The following is a 16289-nucleotide window of genomic DNA, read 5'->3' on the forward strand; positions in this document are numbered from 1 at the left end:
TACAAACTTAAACATCTTTCTTCTATTCAGAGCAAAGTAATTGACTTGCTGACTTACTAATTACTTATCCGATTTATATTCGTAGTTGTAGTATCCATAATAACCATAAGCATTACTTGCTTTTTTGACTACGCCATTAAATACAACACCTTTTACATCAATACCATTTTGTTCGAACCTATTTCGAGTTAACTCAAGCTCTTTAGCATGGTTTTGACCAAAACGCGTTACAAGTAAGGTGCTTCCAGCATGAGCACTTACTATTGCAGGGTCGGTTACAGCCAAAATTGGTGGCGTATCAATAATTACTAAGTCATATTTTGCGCTGACACTTTCAATTAATTTCACGAAATTTTCGTGCATTAACAGCTCTGACGGGTTTGGTGGGATCTGGCCGCGAGTCATGATATCAAGTCCTTCAACTTGAGTTTTCTTAGTTGCAGCCTCCAAGTCAATGCGGCCTGACAAAAAGTCACTCAGTCCATTGTCCCATTTGATGCCAAATTGAGTTTGCAAATAGCCCTTACGCATATCAGCATCAATGATCAACACCTTTTTATCACTTTGTGCTAAAACCGTCGCCAAATTTACGGATATAAATGACTTACCTACGCCCGGACTTGGTCCCGAAATAGCAATTACATTATTCTTGGCTTCCATCATTGCAAAGTGCAAACTTGTTCTCAAACTTCTCAATGCTTCGATTGACAGATCCGCTGGGTTATCTACTGCCAAAATTGATTTCGCTTTGGCAGCCTTACCTTTTCGAGCCTTTGCAAAGCCAGTCAATTTAACTTGATATTCTGAATAAGGAACACTTGCATAAACAGGTAGCCCTAGTGCTTCAATTTCACTTGGGTCTTCAATACCTCTGTGCATCGCTTTTTGAATTAATACGATAGCTACAGCAAGCATACCACCAAGCATTGTCGCCATTATTACAATAAATACTTTTTGTGGCTTAACAGGTCTTGATACATTAACCTCGGCCATGTCTATCACTCTGACATTACCAACGGTACCCGCACGTACAATATCCAGCTCTTGCGTCTTAGCAAGCAGCAAAGTGTAGATTTCGTTGTTAACTTCAACATCTCGAGTTAAACGCAGTAGTTCTTGTTGCGTTTCAGGCAACACTTGAACTTCGTCTGCCAAACGTCGTTTTTGATTCTCAACAGCCTCAATTTGCTCTACTGCAGCCTGATAGCTTGGGTGGCTGCGTTTAAATTTACGGCTTAGCTCTAGTTTTTTCAGTTCTAATTCTTGTAACTGAGTTTCAAGTTTAACAAGCTGAGTTAACACTCCCTTTGTCTCTAGAGAAATATCAACCGATTGCTGTTTAACTTGATAGTCATTAAAACGCTGCTCAGAAGCCTCGAGCTGCTTCTTCACTTGTGGAAGTTGGTACTCTAAAAACTCTAAAGATTTTTGCGCTTCGGCACTATTACGCTCAACGTTGCGACGCACGTAGATTGCAGCCACTTTATTTAAAACAGTTTCCGCATATGTTGCGTCTGAGTCTTGTAAGCTGAGGTTGATAATGCCTGAGTCTTTTCCTTTTTCACTAGCACTAATCGCAGCTTGTAAGTTCAAAATCGTATTGAGACGATCTCGTTTTACTAGCGTAAACTCTGTACCAGGTCGTGCAATCATGGTTTCTAACGTCAAAGAAAAATCGCCATTGGTAACTTCTTCACCTACACGACCTTTTAACACGCTCTGCTCACTACCATTTAGCAGTTCGAATTGTTGTTGCTCAAGTGCAACAAGCGTAAAACCTACACCAATTGCATTTTTAGGTACTTCAAATCTGAATACATCAACTTGTTCTCCACCCCATGCGTAGCTGTCTGCACCAAAGCTTGGTTCAGCTAAAGCACCTTGTTGCATTGGCGTAAACTTACGAAATGAACGCCCGCCGATCACTGGGAATAATTTTGGCGTTACGACAACGTCAAGGTTTAGGCTATCAACAGCCTCACCAATAATGCTGCGAGACTTTAATAGTTCAATTTCAGTGACAGCAGCTGAGGTACTTTCAAACATACCGCCTAATTCATCAAATCCAGGGACTGCACCGCCTTTTTCTTCCACTTGGATCATCGCAGTCGCCTGATAAACAGGAGTACTGAAAACAGCAACAGCTACGCCAATGATCATGAAAAGCGTTGTGACACAAATAATAAATAGCTTACGGTCTAACAAGGCACCTAAAAGCGCCATTAAGTCGATTTCCTGCGCTTGCTGTTTGACTTGCTTCTGTTGTCCATCGTTTAATAGGTTTGATTGAGCATTCATTGACTCTTTCATCCTTATAAATACTTCTGCCACGCACTACATGCGCTATCGATTAAATCATACACGTGTTCAAATGCTTCTCGACTTTGACGGTATGGATCTGGGATCTCTTTGTCGTCTAACCATTTACCTAATAGGAAGGTTTTGCCGCGTGCTTGTGGGTATCTATTACATAAATCAGTTAGATGTTGCTTTTCCATAACAAGAATAACTGAGTTTTTTGCAACAAGTTGTGAGTTGAGTTGGCGCCCTCTATGCGCAGACATGTCAATGCCTTGAGTATCAGCGATATCACAAGCCATAGGATCCGCAGGCTTATCTTCCAATGCGGTTAAGCCTGCTGAAGAAACATGAATGCTACTTTGTGACAGCTTTTTTTTCAAAACATACTCTGCAGTTGGGCTTCTGCAGATATTACCGGCACAAACGACCAATATACTATCAAACATTATTTTGATACCCACCTATTGATTATCAATATCTTGAATTGCATCTACAGTAGACAATGATGGTAATAACAGACTTATTACTTTGTTCCAGCGAGCAATTGGTGCACTAGTAACATATACAATATCTTGAGGTTGCAATGAGAATTGCTCTGCATATACCAACGCAGCAATATTATTTGCTCTCAACTGGTAAACATCAGCAATAACGCCATCCTTCTCTAGGTCCCTTTTTCTCAAGACAAAAATACCGTTCGCATTAGCACTGCGCTCATTGATGCCGCCAACTTCTGAAAGCGCTTCGGCTAGGCTCAGGCCATATCGTTTAACTTCAACTGTGCCAACTCTACTTACATCACCCATCACATAAACATTGCGTTTGTCATTGCGCGCGATGTGGATGACATCACCATGCTTAAGCAATCTATTTTGAGAAATGTCACCCTCAGAATAAAAATCGTCTAACTGGATGTGCTCAACAATATCCCCTCGAGTAAAAGTGACCGTCTGCCAATCAGCTCTTTCATTTAGTCCGCCGGCAGTATTAATGGCATCGATTAGGGTTAAAGGTGTTTCAGTGATCGGGTAAACACCCGGTCTGTCAACTTCGCCGGTGACATACACTTTTTGACTTTTGAAGCCAACGACTTTGACATCAATTTGCGGGTCTTCTATAACGCGGCTGAGACGATTAACAAGCTCCTCTCTAAGCTCTACAACAGTTTTTCCTGCTGCCGGCACCTTAGGAGCATACGCATATGTCACTGTACCATCAGCTTGTACTCTAAAACCGTCAAATTCTGCTGTTCTTTGCACAGCAGCAGGAATTGTTAATTCAGGATGGTCCCAAACACCAACCGTGATTACATCGCCAATTCCTAAATGGTATTCATAATTAGATACATCTAGACCCTGAAGGCCTGTTTTTTGCACTACTTGAGATTTAAGCTTTTGCTGCTTTATTGTTTCGGAGTCGATAAGTTGAATGTTAACTTTTGAGAGTTCTTGCTCCAAACCAGTAGTTTTATCACCTGACGTAATTCCTTCAAAATGCCCACCTGGGATCAAGGTGCAGCCACTCATTGCCAATGTACTTGCAACTGCAAGGGAAGTGGCAATGATATTTTTACAGCATCGGGCCATTTGTTATTCCTAATATATTTTAATACTTATTCTTTGTTACTAAGTTCTCAGTCACTTAAGAGCATTAGTCCTGCTTACGCGATGGCTAATTAAAGCATGCACGGATTCCAATCGCAAGTTTACATTGCGTTAATGTTACATGAGCTTTACTAAAGATTTATTGCAATAGCCATCTAAGTAGAATCTTGCCAAGATAAAAGGTGCTCAAACATAAAAAGGCTGATCTTGTGCCGATTTTCACGCCTTTTCGAGAGGTTTCAATTTTATAAGATTCACACTACGAGTTTGGATAAACCCAAATAGATAATTGCAAAAATAAGTCCAATGAGAAATTGAAATTTTAACATTTTAATGCAATTTTAACCTTACAAAGCCCTATCTATCTTTGCTCTCAATCTTAAAGGCTAGGCTCAGTGACAATCACATACGAATATAACGGAACAAAAATTGGGATTGATATCATACTACTCCTTGTATTTGATTGGACGAACTCCCTAAACGCGATGCATTATACAGAATAATTTTTCGACCGCCAATTATAAAACATAGCGAAACGCATAAAAAAAGCGACATTACGGCTTCACAAGACTAACCTCAATACGGCCATTCACAGCAAGGCAAAAAGATTCTATACAGCACCCCTTCTATTTTGGCACTAATAAATATCTTATATACATAGCCTTACCAAAAAAATAGGATTGCTAGCCAAACTCCATTCGACCTATGTCTAACCATTTCGAAGGGGTTAGCACAGTCAGTTCAACTTCAATGTTTAATCTTTTCCAAACAAATCGCGCGTATACACCTTATCCCTGACGTCCATTAACTCAGGAGACATCCTGTTAGCAATAATAATATCCGCATCACGCTTTAGTAGCTCAAGACTATTGGTGACTTTTGAATTAAAGAATCTATCTTCATGATACGTGGGCTCATATACAATAACTTCAATACCTTTAGCTTTAATTCGTTTCATCACTCCCTGTACGGCAGATGCCCTAAAGTTATCCGAGCCAGATTTCATCACCAACCGGTATATACCTACAACTTTGGGTAATTTGCTCACTATAGATTCTGCAATAAAATCTTTTCTTGTTCGGTTAGCATCTACGATCGCGCCAATAATGTTACTTGGCACGTCTTGATAATTGGCAACAAGCTGCTTGGTATCCTTAGGAAGGCAGTAGCCCCCATAGCCAAACGAAGGGTTATTGTAATAATCACCAATTCTGGGGTCTAAGCACACTCCTTGTATTATTTCTCGTGTGTTTAATTTGTGCGCTTCCGAATAACTATCCAATTCATTGAAATACGCGATACGCATAGCGAGATACGTATTCGAAAACAGCTTCACTGCTTCTGCTTCTGTTGAGCCTGTAAACACTGTTTCAATAGCGTTTTTCTTTGCACCAAGACTCATAAGTTCTGCAAAATGATGTGCTTTTTGACACTTACTTCCAACGATAATGCGTGATGGATATAAATTGTCATACAGTGCTCGCCCCTCACGCAAAAACTCCGGAGAAAAAATTAATCTGTCAGTTTGATACTTCTCTCTCAAACTAGCTGTATAACCTACCGGAACCGTTGACTTTATGATGATGGAGGCATCTGAGTTAATAGCGAGAATATCTTCAACCACATTTTCAACGGACACTGTATTAAAGCAGTTACTGTCAGGATCATAATTCGTAGGTGTAGCAACGATAATAAACTCGGCCTCTGAAAAAGCCGCTACTTTGTCTGTCGTCGCCGCTAGCATCAGCTTGCCTTCAGTTAGATAATTGCTGATGTCTGGATCAAGAATTGGGGAAACCCTGTTATTGACAGCTTCTACTTTAGTCGGGTCAATATCGTAAGCAATAACATCATTGTGTTGCGCTAAAAGCACCGCGTTTGAGAGTCCAACATAACCTATACCTGCCACAGCTATCTTCATTCCACCTTCCCTGCCAACCAAATGGTTAACTAACTTTCATTAGCCAGTGCTTAAAATGGGCTTGATCACAATATCAAGGATTAAGCTTCATAATGCATGGCAAAAGTGTCAAGAATGTTAATGCGCTAGAGGTTAACGCTCTTTTTGATATGAACATGGATATCATGCTTCATTAAATGCGGTTGAAACAAAGCCCAACTCAAGGGGTAACTGGCGGTCAGTTTGGCGCGGCTAAAGACAACTCGACGGCGCTTTACGAGTGAACACCACTGGCAAGTAACTTCCTAAAAGCTTAAGAAAGAGTAGCGCCTGACGAACAACTCCTGCAAGTAAGAGAAATAACTCTCGGTTGGTTAGATTATTATCATTTGGTGTGAGCTTACTAAAAGTTCAGCGGTAAAACACTGAAGTTGTCGTCTAAAAGCTTAGTAATTTTGGCCAAGACACCTCAAAACAAAGCTTTTCACAGAGAGGGCTGATTGTCTTGGCTGTCGTTATGGCTATTAACTCAGCAGGTTATGCAGTACAAATTTATACGTTGTTTGCGAACATGTCACATCAGTGCCAAGTTCGCAAATAGGCGCTTGAGTCAAACCAATCTCAAGTAAAGATAAAGTGAACTCTATAAAGATAAGTTCACCTTACATTGCTTCGCATTAGATAGCTGAGATTTGATTTATATAACCCAAAGCAAGCACTACTAATTCCTCGGCTCGACTCTGCGTATCAGCCTCAGCGTAACACCTTAACTCTGGTGCATTTCCAGATGGCCTAAAGTGAACGATTTCACCGCTGGTAAAAAACATTCTAAAACCATCTATGGCATTGGTTAATTCCAAAGTCCCCTCTAAGACAAGTGCTTGTCTAAGCTCATTTCTAACGTCTTCGGAGTTTGCTAGTTTATCGATCAAAGAAAGACTGGTTTCACGCGGAATTTCTTTTATTCGATCACTGGCAGTAAATCGCTTTGGCAGGTCACTAATGATAGTGCTGATAGCTTTTTGTTTTGACCATGATTCATTAAAGAGAACCAGAGCTGGAAGTACCGCATCCCTTGTCGGCAACGCGTGGTACAGCCCATCAGCATAATAACAATCACTACCTAAAAGAAAGCCGCCGTTTGCTTCGAAACCAGCATATGGTTTAAAGCTTTCCTCTTGGTTGCAAAATGCTTCAATCACATAAGGTGAGCCAATTTTTGTTCTCACAACTTGCTTGAAAGCGCCTGAAGACTCAATTGCACTATTACAACTCACAGGGGTTGCCAACAACTTAGCACCTAGATACTTTGCCGTCACAAGACCTAATATATCACCTCGTAACCACTGCCCTAACTCGTCAGCAATTAAGGGTCTATCACCATCGCCATCAGTTGAAAAAATAGCGTCTAATTTTAATTCTTTAGACCAATTAAGCGCTTTAGTCTTATCCTCTTCAGAAACTGCCTCTGTGTCTATTGGTACAAACTGATCACTCCTGCCTAATGAGATAACTTCAGCACCCAGTGATTCAAAAATCTGTTTATAGATATCGCGTCCAGCACTTGAGTGTTCATACACACCAAGCTTCTTACCTGAAAAAGGTTTATTCGGGAAGTGCTGTGTATATCTTTCAATATACAAGTCCTTCGCAGCGCTCAGCGTCTCAAGTTCAGGTTCACTCTCAGGCGCCACAACTTCTGCATCACTCTTAATAATATTAAGCTCATCTGCCTTTGTGATTTCGCCATCAGGTCGATAAAACTTTAAACCATTGCGATCGAAAGGAATGTGGCTACCTGTAACCATGATACATGGTATGCGGTTTTGCACAGAATACAGCGCCAAAGCTGGGGTAGGTACTACACCAAAAAACTCCGCGTCATAGCCTAGTGCATTGACCATTGCTGAAATAGATTTCGCCATAGCAGCACTACTAGGGCGGTTATCAATTGCAATAGCAACCTTTTCAAACGAGAAGTCTGTTTCTATCGCTTTGATAAATGCGACAGTGAATGCATAACACGCGGCTGGTGTAAATTGTTCAACCAGCCCACGCGCACCGCTTGTACCAAATGCAATGCCGCTTTGCTTAATTAAATGGCTCGCGTTTGTCATTATTTAACTCTTCCATATCGATCTTCAAAGCGGACAATGTCATCCTCACCTAGGTAAGATCCGGACTGAACTTCAATTAACTCTAAATCAACTTTGCCAGGGTTTTCTAATGCATGAACAGATGTAATTGGGATATAGACTGACTCATTCTCAGTAACAAATCTTTCTTCACCATCCAAGTGTACTCTAGCTGTACCAGATACAACAATCCAATGCTCCGCACGGTGGTGGTGCATTTGTACTGACAGCTTAGCGCCAGGCTTAACTGTGATTCTTTTAACTTGGAAGCGCTCGCCATTATCTACTGAGTCATATTTACCCCAAGGGCGATATACTTCTCTATGGAAGGTAACTTCAGAGCGTTGATCACGTTTGAGCTGATTAACTATCTCTTTTACTTTTTGCGACTCGTTTTTATGGGCAACCAGTACTGCATCTTTAGTGTTAACAATAACAAGATCTTCAACGCCTACTGTTGAGACAAGCTTGTCCTCGCCAAATACTAGAGTATTTTTTGTATCAACAGACTTAACATCACCAATAAACGCGTTGCCATTTTCATCTTTTTCGGAAACTTCCCACAACGCAGCAAATCCACCAACGTCATTCCAGCCCGCATCCATAGGAACAACCACAGCATCTTGAGTGTGCTCCATTACCGCGTAGTCAATAGATTCATCTGGGCAGGCTTCAAAGGCGTCTTTATCAACGCGAACAAATTCCATATCACTATTTTGCACTTCAACCGCCTTTTCACAGGCTGAGTAAATATCAGGTCGAAATGCCTTTAACTCTTCTAGATAACGACTTGCTTTGAATAAGAACATGCCGCTATTCCAGTAATAATCACCACTTGCAATATATTGCTTTGCTGTACTTAAGTCTGGCTTTTCCACAAAGCTATTTACAACAAAGCCATTTTCGACCGCTTCACCTCTTTTGATATAGCCATAGCCAGTTTCAGGCGTGGTTCCAACAATACCAAAAGTCACTAATTTACCTTGCTGTGCCAAAGATCTAGCTTTTTCAACACTTTCTAAGAATGCAGCTTGATGTTCGATCACATGGTCAGCTGCTAGTACCAACAGCAATGGGTCTTCATTATTTTCAATCGCTTTGAAAGCCGCCAACGCGATAGCAGGTGCAGTATTACGGCCTACCGGCTCTAAAAAAATCCCACTGTGTTTCACATCAAGCTGACGCACTTGCTCTGCCGCGATAAAGCGATGTTCTTCATTACAGATCAACATAACAGGGCTATGCTCAAGACCATTCAAACGAGAAATAGTCTCTTGCAACATGGTGTTTTCACCATGTAGTTTTAAAAATTGCTTAGGATAATTGCCGCGTGATAAAGGCCATAGGCGTGTACCTGAACCACCCGCCATTATAATTGGTAAAATCATATGTCACCTAACTTCTTAAATATAATATGGGCCAACCCTTACAACTAAATTGCAGACTTACCCTAAAAACTACTTGTCTATTTATTGGTAACTAGACACCAAATAAACAATAATATTGTAAACCTTTGCAAGCAGTGTCTGTTTGCACGCTATGGCAAAGGAGTATCACATTGAATGATTGAAAATACCTGCCGATTAATAGGCACAAAATCGGGCATAAGGCCCAATTAAGCTATTTCAAACTCTAAATTTTAAGGTTATCTCTACTTTATCTAGTATTTGCAGAGTGACCTTATAACCAATTGCAAAAGGTTACTTCCAGACGTAAAAGAAAACCCTCAGGCTCTTAACTAGTCTGACTAAGCGAAATAATTTAGGCTCTTGGACTAGTCTATATACCCCTTCAAGGCCAGCCTTCTGAACCCACAGCGGCGCCCTCTTAATCTCTCCTGAGAAAAATGAAATGCTTCCGCCACACCCGACTACCCACTTTACGCCAATATTTTGCAACGCTTCTAAGTTGTCATAAATCCATTGCTCTTGTTTTTTAGCACCAAATGCAACAAACAAGTATGTGGGTTTAGCATTAGAAATTTTTTCTAGCATGGCATTATTAGATTGCTCAGAAAACCCATTAGCTTCATATGGCGGTGAAAAGCCCGAACAGCGAGCACCATATTCATTTATTGCTTTATCTACAGCGCGCTGATTAACGTCTTCCCTATCGCCAAGCAGGAACACATGTTCTTGGCTATCTTTTGATTTTTTTATGACATCGTAAATCAGATCTGAGCCACTGATTTTGTCAAATTTTTTACCTGACTTTAGCTTGGCAATTATATATGGAATTTGCCCATCGAACGTTGCAACACTGTTGTTTAGGATTCTAAGAAAGTCTTTATTTTTATTGGCCTCAACGATGAACTCTGCATTCACCGTTGTTACGAACTTCAACTCGTCGTCGACGTTCATTACTTCTTTTTTAGACAACCCTTTAAAATCGATTCCAAAAACTTTTAAAGACATGAATTTAACTCTACAAACCTTTTATTTAATTATCTCAAGATACATGCTGTTTAGCATTTCTTCCCAAGAATACTGTTTCTCTGACATTGCCCTAGCATTGGCGCCGATCTCAGCACATAATTCATTGCTGTCTAGCAAAGAACGAATAGCATCAACAAACTCTCTTGGCTGATCCGCAATTAGACAATTCTCACCATCCACAAACTCAATGCTTTCAGCTCCGATAGAGGTCGTTACAACAGGCAGCCCTTTATAACAAGCGGTTATATTTTTAACTTTCATTCCACTGCCAAACTGCAATGGGCATATAAACACCTTAGCTTGAGACAATGCATCATTGAGATCATCAACAAAGCCTAAACACACTACACCTGAATACTCTGACAATTGAACTTTTTGCTGCTCACTAATTTTACCAATTAAATGTAGCTTAACTTCACCATTCGTTTCACTACGTAGAGTATCCCAGCAATTTTCTAAGAACCACAACACACCATTAAAGTTTGGCTCCCAATCTAACCCGCCGAGAAACACCAAGTTATTCTCAAGACCATGGAAGTTGTTTAACGCTGTATTCAATAGGCTATCTTCACCTAAGTGATAAGTTGTCGCAAAACGAGCTGTATCACAGCCAGCATCCTTCAAGCAGGCAATATCATTTGGCGCAGCGAATACTAGATCAGATGCCAATGCACTTTTTTTCTCATATTGGAAAACACGTTTGGCTTCACGCTTTAGTAATAAAGACTTGAGAATATTGCCCTCAATTGAAGCGCGCCTTTCCCAAATATTAAATTCCGCATTATGCTCATGAAATATGATTTTACCAGCAAAAGAGTCTGGTACGAACTGATACATGAAGAAGTGATCAACAAAAATGATATCGGCCCAGCTCGCCAGTTCGTTAAATCGCTTACTATCAAAATCTTCAGGTGTGTTTCTATACACAGATAACGGGACACCCGCTATATAGCTTCCCATCAAGTTTGCCAGCGTCGGCTGGTATTTCTTATCATTGATTTTAACTTGATATATGTTTTCTTGACTAACAGAGCTTGATTCAGTTAGATAAAACTCTTTGACGTGAAACTTTTCGCGAAAATAAGCCAGTAGCCTTTTAGTCTTATATAACCCGCCGCCTGCTACATTGACCGGTTCACGCGGGCTGATAAACAACATTTTTTTCATTAGGAAACCATAGGTTTGTAGCTACCTTCAATGCAAACACCTAAAGTAGCCACGCAAATATTTATTTAACAAAACTATCGAATTCGCAGACGAGCTTATTTACCTAAAGTGAGTAGCTCAGCCTTGCGCTGTTTTAAATAGAAATATGCACATGACAACGTTATTGCCACCTGAGCTGATAGCGTTGCGACAGCAGCACCAATAAGCCCAAATTTTGAGATTAACAATGGATTAAGCAATAAGTTCACCGTACCAAACAAAAGCGTAATTTTAGCACACAATTTTGCTCTGCTTGACATAGAAAGGTACGTCGACGTTGCGCTCAGTGCAAATTGCAAGAGAATTCCTACCAATAACAGCATAAACAGATCATTATACTGTATAAATTCCTCTCCCCATAAGCCTAATGCAAATTTAGATAGTGCAATGGCTACAAAAAAGCCCAAAATTGCAGCAAGTGACGCATAACCACAAACTTTTTTAACCAAGTTGTGTACAGATCTTAGCTCTCCTGCCTTATAAAGCTGGCTAATTCTGGTAGAAATGACAGATGTGATAGAGGCATTTAAAAATAGCACCACTGCCGCCAGTTTATAACATACATCGTAATAAGCCAGCTGTTCATAACCAAGCAAGGCCGCGATAAACAATGTATCAGTGTAAATTAGTAATAATGCGGAGATCTGTGTTACTAAAAATGGTAGTGATCCGATTGCGATTGTTTTTACTTTCTCGAAATCAAAAGTAAAGTTTGTTGGTTCCAACCCCAGTTGTAACTGACCTTTGTAAATTACAAAGCAGCTAGTCAGTGCCAATATGCCTAATAGTGATATGTAAATGATATCAGCATTTAGGTAAAGCAACGACGCCACAAAACCAACAACAATGCCTAGCCTGAATACACCCCACTCAAGCAATTCTGAGACAACAAATTTACTTTGAGACTTGAGTAAGTAAGCAGCAAAATTAAGAAACTGAAAGAAAAATAAAATAGCAAAGAATACGGCAAACTGACCCCATTCAAAAGAGGCTGTTACGGCATTAAATATACCTGCCAAAATAATTAAAATACCGGTGTTAAGCACCCGAAATAAGCAAGCCTGCACCAGCAAGTTCTTACTCTGCTCTAAAGATTCCCCCGAAAGCTCTCGTTGCATATAAACATTACTTCCGAGAGAAGAAACTATACAAAACACCATAGCCAGTGTCGTAAACAAAGCAAATTGACCTAGCTGGTACTCACCGTAAAACCGTGCTATTCCGATAGATACCAAAAAAGCACATAACTGATTTAATACCTTTATGCCAAGGACACCACTTATTGCTTTTTTCAAGAATCTATCCTATTTTCACATAGGTGTACGATGAGGTCTTCTACGGCTTTGAGATTTTGACTCTCAAACAACTCCGGAAACAGCATTGGATCATGCACAAAGCCTGTTACCCCAAATCCCTCTACCAAGCCATTGGCATTGTCACTAAACTCTGTATGCCCTAGCGCGGTTTCAACAAATGATTTAAGCTTGTTTTGCTCTAAGGCTTGTCTACCATCAAATACACCCGGCAATGCTGTGTAATATATATTTGAGAAAGCGATTGCTGGTTTACGAACATTCGCAGCTTCCAAACAACTTGTACCAGCTATAGTGAGCACCAGATCGGCTTTTTCCATAATATCTTTTGCGTTCTCAGATAATGACAAGAATATAACATTCTTAATTCTCTTAAGCCGTTCAAACCCTTTAACAGATCTCGGAGAAAACTTATTTGGATGCTCTTTTACAAGTATCACAAACTCATCACCAAGCTGTTCACTCACTTTTGCAATTAACTCAAACTGTTCACTGTAATAAGGTGATACGTAGTCCGGCGTAGATTCAGGCTGAACATGAAGAGGAAAATAAAGCACTTTTTTATCAGGCTCATTCAACGCTTCTTGCAATGTCACTGCGCTCTTTTTATATAAAGGTGCATAGGTATGTTTGTTAACGTGGTAAGAGAAAGCACTCAGCCACCAAAGAGGCTTCCACTCTCTATAATCACTTGAAATCAACGCCTTGTAGCTTGCGGGGATATTACCTTTTTCAAAACACTCTTTGACACGCAGACAAATATCACTGTAGCTAATTTTAAACTCAGCTTCAGTATGGCAATTAGCACATTCAGCTAAGCTAGCCATACTGTGCTCAGCATCAAAGGTTACTGCACGCACTGTATTGAGTGGTAAATAAAGTAAATGGCGATATTTTATCCCCTTTCTCTCACACAACAGAAATACCAAGTATTCTAAAGCCCAAGAAATCTCTCCCAGAACGAGATCATAGTTATTTGACTCGATAATTTTTTCAATCTGATCTATATAGTTGCGCATCAGACTCATACTCAAACCAGTGGGCAATAACTTGAGAAGTCGATCATTCTTAATCGCAATACGATACTCTTCTTCAGTAATGAGCTCAGTCATTGATGTTGAGATAAAACTAGCCTTGAGCTTATAACTTCTAAAAGATGAATTTTTAACTATATTCTCTTTCTCGCTGTTAAAAACTATAAAGTCCATATCAATATAACTAGAAGACCTTGAAACTTCGAGAAAAAAATCGAAGTTATTAAAGTTATCTAAATATAAAACTTTAGCCATTTACTCCCCCTTTTTTTGAATCTGTAGAGCCTAAAGAAAAATACTTATAAACAATCACGACAAGCAAATAAATTAGGAAGTTACCAGAGTAACCAGTTGAAGAATTACTCGTTGAATATACAAACACATATAGGATCACACCAAAGTAGACATATACAGTTTCTTTTCTGGTGATAACCCTATTTAAGAAAAACACGAACAAACCGTAAACAGAAATAAAACCCATTAAGCCAAGTTGAGATATCAAATTCGCCAATGAAGATTCAACACCAACGCGATGGAATACCCCACCCCACATAGAGTCGAACCTGAAACTCCCCACGTTCCCAATACCGTAACCAAGAATATTGAAGTGTATGAAAAATTCATACAGCCCTTCCAAATGCGCAAACAACCCAAACTGGACTATTTGCGGGTACGCAAGAAAGATGAAAAAACCAGCAAACAACATACCAAAGAGTAAAAAGGCAATTGTATTACAGTAAAACTTGAGTAAACGAAGAGATGCATATTTATACAAAATCAGCATAGGTGTTAATAGGATAAAGAATATAATAAATCCTTTGGAGTATGTTAGAAAACCAGCAATTGTCGCCAGCCACACAATGGCTTTTCTCTTAAAAACCAAACCAAAGATAACTGATGCCTGAGCTAATGCTGCCGTCGTTGTAGGTTCTATATAAAAAGATATCAATCGCCTCGACTTCTGACCTATCAAATAATAAGTATCAAATGTAAATAATCGAGGGTATCCCTGCAATTGGTTGTGAGTGCCACCAGTTGATGATACTGAATTGGAGTATTCATTCCAGTACTCTAAGAGTCCCATTTTTTCCCAGAACATAAGTGGCATAAGCCATTCAAAAAGGCCAAAAAGCCAAAAAGCCAAAATGAACTTAGCTAGGAGATCAATATCTCTGTATTTAAAGTAAAATAGGAAAAAATAGAAAATCAAAAATGGAAATATAAATCGCCTAATGTTGTTTGCTATAACACTCACAAACTCGTCGAAACCTACAACACCTAAATTTACCGATAGAATTGATATAGAAATAGATGCAAGTAATAAGCAAAAAAGTAATAGCGTAAAGTGAATCCTTTTATCTAAAAAGAACTTGTAAATCACTCCAAACACAACAAAAAGCAATACCAGCATATCTCTGAGCAACGCAGGCACAGCCGCAAGCACTTTTACACCCAAGGCATTGTAAACTAACAATGAAAGAAATGGCGTAAAGAAAAAGAGAAACAATACCAGCCTTGAAATTGCACTTTGGTAATATATACCACTTAACTGCATATATTTTTCATCCGAATATTAATCTACGACTTAAGTTTAATTACTTATAGAGGTCTACGAGGAGGTTAACTGGCACATGCATAGTGGACTTATATAAATACACCAATGCAAGGTTAAACTACTTTTTTAACCAGCTGCTCAGCAAGTAAAAAATCAATTTCTGTGTCAATATCAACCGAGTTTTCAGTAGACATTATGAAAGGGTAAAAATCCTGTTCAAAAAACAATTTCCCTTGTTGTTGAAACTCAGCTTTATCAATGAGGTAAATTGCACCATTCAATTGATAATATTTTGGTAAATCTTGTGAGCGAGCTCCGGTCAAAGAATCCACAAACAGTTTAAACTGCTCTTCTGTATCTAACTGAGTAGTCCATAAAGGTGAATGGCTACATTCTGTCATTGAGACTACACCCTTTGCATTCTTAGCCATATAAAGCTCAATCGCTTTATCTATGTCATCCGCACTTCTCAGGGGGGATGTTGGCTGTAATAAACAAATGGTATCAAAAACAATCCCTTCCTGCTGAGCATACTCAACAGCATGTTTTATCACGTCGATAGAGGAAGCCGTATCACTGGCCAATTCAGCTGGTCTCAGCAATGCTGTCGTATTCTCATATTGCTTTGCTATCGTTAATACTTCTTGGCAATCCGAAGTCGCGATTGTGTGACTTATATACTTTGAAGCTGTGGCTGCATCAAATGAATAGCCAACCAGTGGAATGCCGTTAAGTTTTCTAACATTTTTATGGGGAAGCCTTTTGCTTCCAGCTCTTGCCGGTACAATAGCTAATACTTTCAACAT

At 39.6% G+C, this 16289-nt stretch carries 12 protein-coding genes; all 12 read right to left on the reverse strand.

Annotated features, from left to right (window positions below; genetic code table 11):
* Positions 1–60: 60 nt before the first annotated feature.
* The gene (locus MHN81_RS04590) at positions 61–2298 is read right to left on the reverse strand and encodes a polysaccharide biosynthesis tyrosine autokinase (RefSeq protein ID WP_023397358.1); all 2238 of its coding nucleotides are present in this window, start codon (positions 2296–2298) and stop codon (positions 61–63) included.
* 14 nt (positions 2299–2312) lie between these two features.
* Complete coding sequence (locus MHN81_RS04595) at positions 2313–2747, reverse strand: low molecular weight protein-tyrosine-phosphatase (RefSeq protein WP_023397357.1); 435 nt, start codon at positions 2745–2747, stop codon at positions 2313–2315.
* A 15-nt stretch (positions 2748–2762) separates the two neighbouring features.
* Positions 2763–3887 carry a polysaccharide export protein gene (locus MHN81_RS04600; RefSeq protein ID WP_239425119.1) on the reverse strand — a complete coding sequence of 375 codons (1125 nt, stop codon included), beginning with the start codon at positions 3885–3887 and terminating at the stop codon, positions 2763–2765.
* 772 nt (positions 3888–4659) lie between these two features.
* A complete protein-coding gene (locus MHN81_RS04605; RefSeq protein ID WP_239425125.1) occupies positions 4660–5826 on the reverse strand; it encodes a nucleotide sugar dehydrogenase in 1167 nt (388 codons plus the stop codon).
* 656 nt (positions 5827–6482) lie between these two features.
* On the reverse strand, positions 6483–7922 hold the full coding sequence (locus tag MHN81_RS04610; protein ID WP_239425127.1) for a phosphomannomutase: 1440 nt from the start codon (positions 7920–7922) through the stop codon (positions 6483–6485).
* Positions 7922–9328 carry a mannose-1-phosphate guanylyltransferase/mannose-6-phosphate isomerase gene (locus MHN81_RS04615; RefSeq protein ID WP_239425131.1) on the reverse strand — a complete coding sequence of 469 codons (1407 nt, stop codon included), beginning with the start codon at positions 9326–9328 and terminating at the stop codon, positions 7922–7924. Before MHN81_RS04615 ends, MHN81_RS04610 begins: the two co-directional genes overlap by 1 nt.
* Before the next feature lie 312 nt (positions 9329–9640).
* Positions 9641–10354, reverse strand: a complete 714-nt coding sequence (locus tag MHN81_RS04620; RefSeq protein ID WP_023397352.1) for a WecB/TagA/CpsF family glycosyltransferase — start codon at positions 10352–10354, stop codon at positions 9641–9643.
* Positions 10355–10375: 21 nt separating this feature from the next.
* On the reverse strand, positions 10376–11542 hold the full coding sequence (locus MHN81_RS04625; RefSeq protein ID WP_239425132.1) for a glycosyltransferase family 4 protein: 1167 nt from the start codon (positions 11540–11542) through the stop codon (positions 10376–10378).
* A 95-nt stretch (positions 11543–11637) separates the two neighbouring features.
* On the reverse strand, positions 11638–12876 hold the full coding sequence (locus MHN81_RS04630) for an oligosaccharide flippase family protein (RefSeq protein ID WP_239425133.1): 1239 nt from the start codon (positions 12874–12876) through the stop codon (positions 11638–11640).
* Entirely contained in the window at positions 12873–14183 is a 1311-nt protein-coding gene (locus MHN81_RS04635; protein ID WP_239425134.1) for a glycosyltransferase, read from the reverse strand. Before MHN81_RS04635 ends, MHN81_RS04630 begins: the two co-directional genes overlap by 4 nt.
* A complete protein-coding gene (locus MHN81_RS04640; RefSeq protein WP_239425135.1) occupies positions 14176–15483 on the reverse strand; it encodes a hypothetical protein in 1308 nt (435 codons plus the stop codon). The genes MHN81_RS04635 and MHN81_RS04640 overlap by 8 nt, the downstream gene beginning before the upstream one ends.
* A gap of 113 nt (positions 15484–15596) precedes the next feature.
* Positions 15597–16289: an acylneuraminate cytidylyltransferase family protein gene (locus MHN81_RS04645; RefSeq protein WP_239425136.1), complete on the reverse strand. Its 693-nt coding sequence runs from the start codon at positions 16287–16289 to the stop codon at positions 15597–15599.

The organism is Pseudoalteromonas sp. Of7M-16 (assembly GCF_022347805.1).
GTDB lineage: Bacteria > Pseudomonadota > Gammaproteobacteria > Enterobacterales > Alteromonadaceae > Pseudoalteromonas > Pseudoalteromonas luteoviolacea_F.

Excerpts from the sequence above, each read along its gene's own strand:
- MHN81_RS04590 (WP_023397358.1), bottom strand. The coding sequence starts at position 2,298 with ATGAATGCTCAATCAAACCTATTAAACGATGGACAACAGAAGCAAGTC.
- MHN81_RS04595 (WP_023397357.1), bottom strand. The coding sequence starts at position 2,747 with ATGTTTGATAGTATATTGGTCGTTTGTGCCGGTAATATCTGCAGAAGC.
- MHN81_RS04635 (WP_239425134.1), bottom strand. The coding sequence starts at position 14,183 with ATGGCTAAAGTTTTATATTTAGATAACTTTAATAACTTCGATTTTTTT.
- MHN81_RS04640 (WP_239425135.1), bottom strand. The coding sequence starts at position 15,483 with ATGCAGTTAAGTGGTATATATTACCAAAGTGCAATTTCAAGGCTGGTA.
- MHN81_RS04610 (WP_239425127.1), bottom strand. The coding sequence starts at position 7,922 with ATGACAAACGCGAGCCATTTAATTAAGCAAAGCGGCATTGCATTTGGT.
- MHN81_RS04645 (WP_239425136.1), bottom strand. The coding sequence starts at position 16,289 with ATGTTGAAAGTATTAGCTATTGTACCGGCAAGAGCTGGAAGCAAAAGG.
- MHN81_RS04625 (WP_239425132.1), bottom strand. The coding sequence starts at position 11,542 with ATGAAAAAAATGTTGTTTATCAGCCCGCGTGAACCGGTCAATGTAGCA.
- MHN81_RS04600 (WP_239425119.1), bottom strand. The coding sequence starts at position 3,887 with ATGGCCCGATGCTGTAAAAATATCATTGCCACTTCCCTTGCAGTTGCA.
- MHN81_RS04620 (WP_023397352.1), bottom strand. The coding sequence starts at position 10,354 with ATGTCTTTAAAAGTTTTTGGAATCGATTTTAAAGGGTTGTCTAAAAAA.
- MHN81_RS04615 (WP_239425131.1), bottom strand. The coding sequence starts at position 9,328 with ATGATTTTACCAATTATAATGGCGGGTGGTTCAGGTACACGCCTATGG.
- MHN81_RS04605 (WP_239425125.1), bottom strand. The coding sequence starts at position 5,826 with ATGAAGATAGCTGTGGCAGGTATAGGTTATGTTGGACTCTCAAACGCG.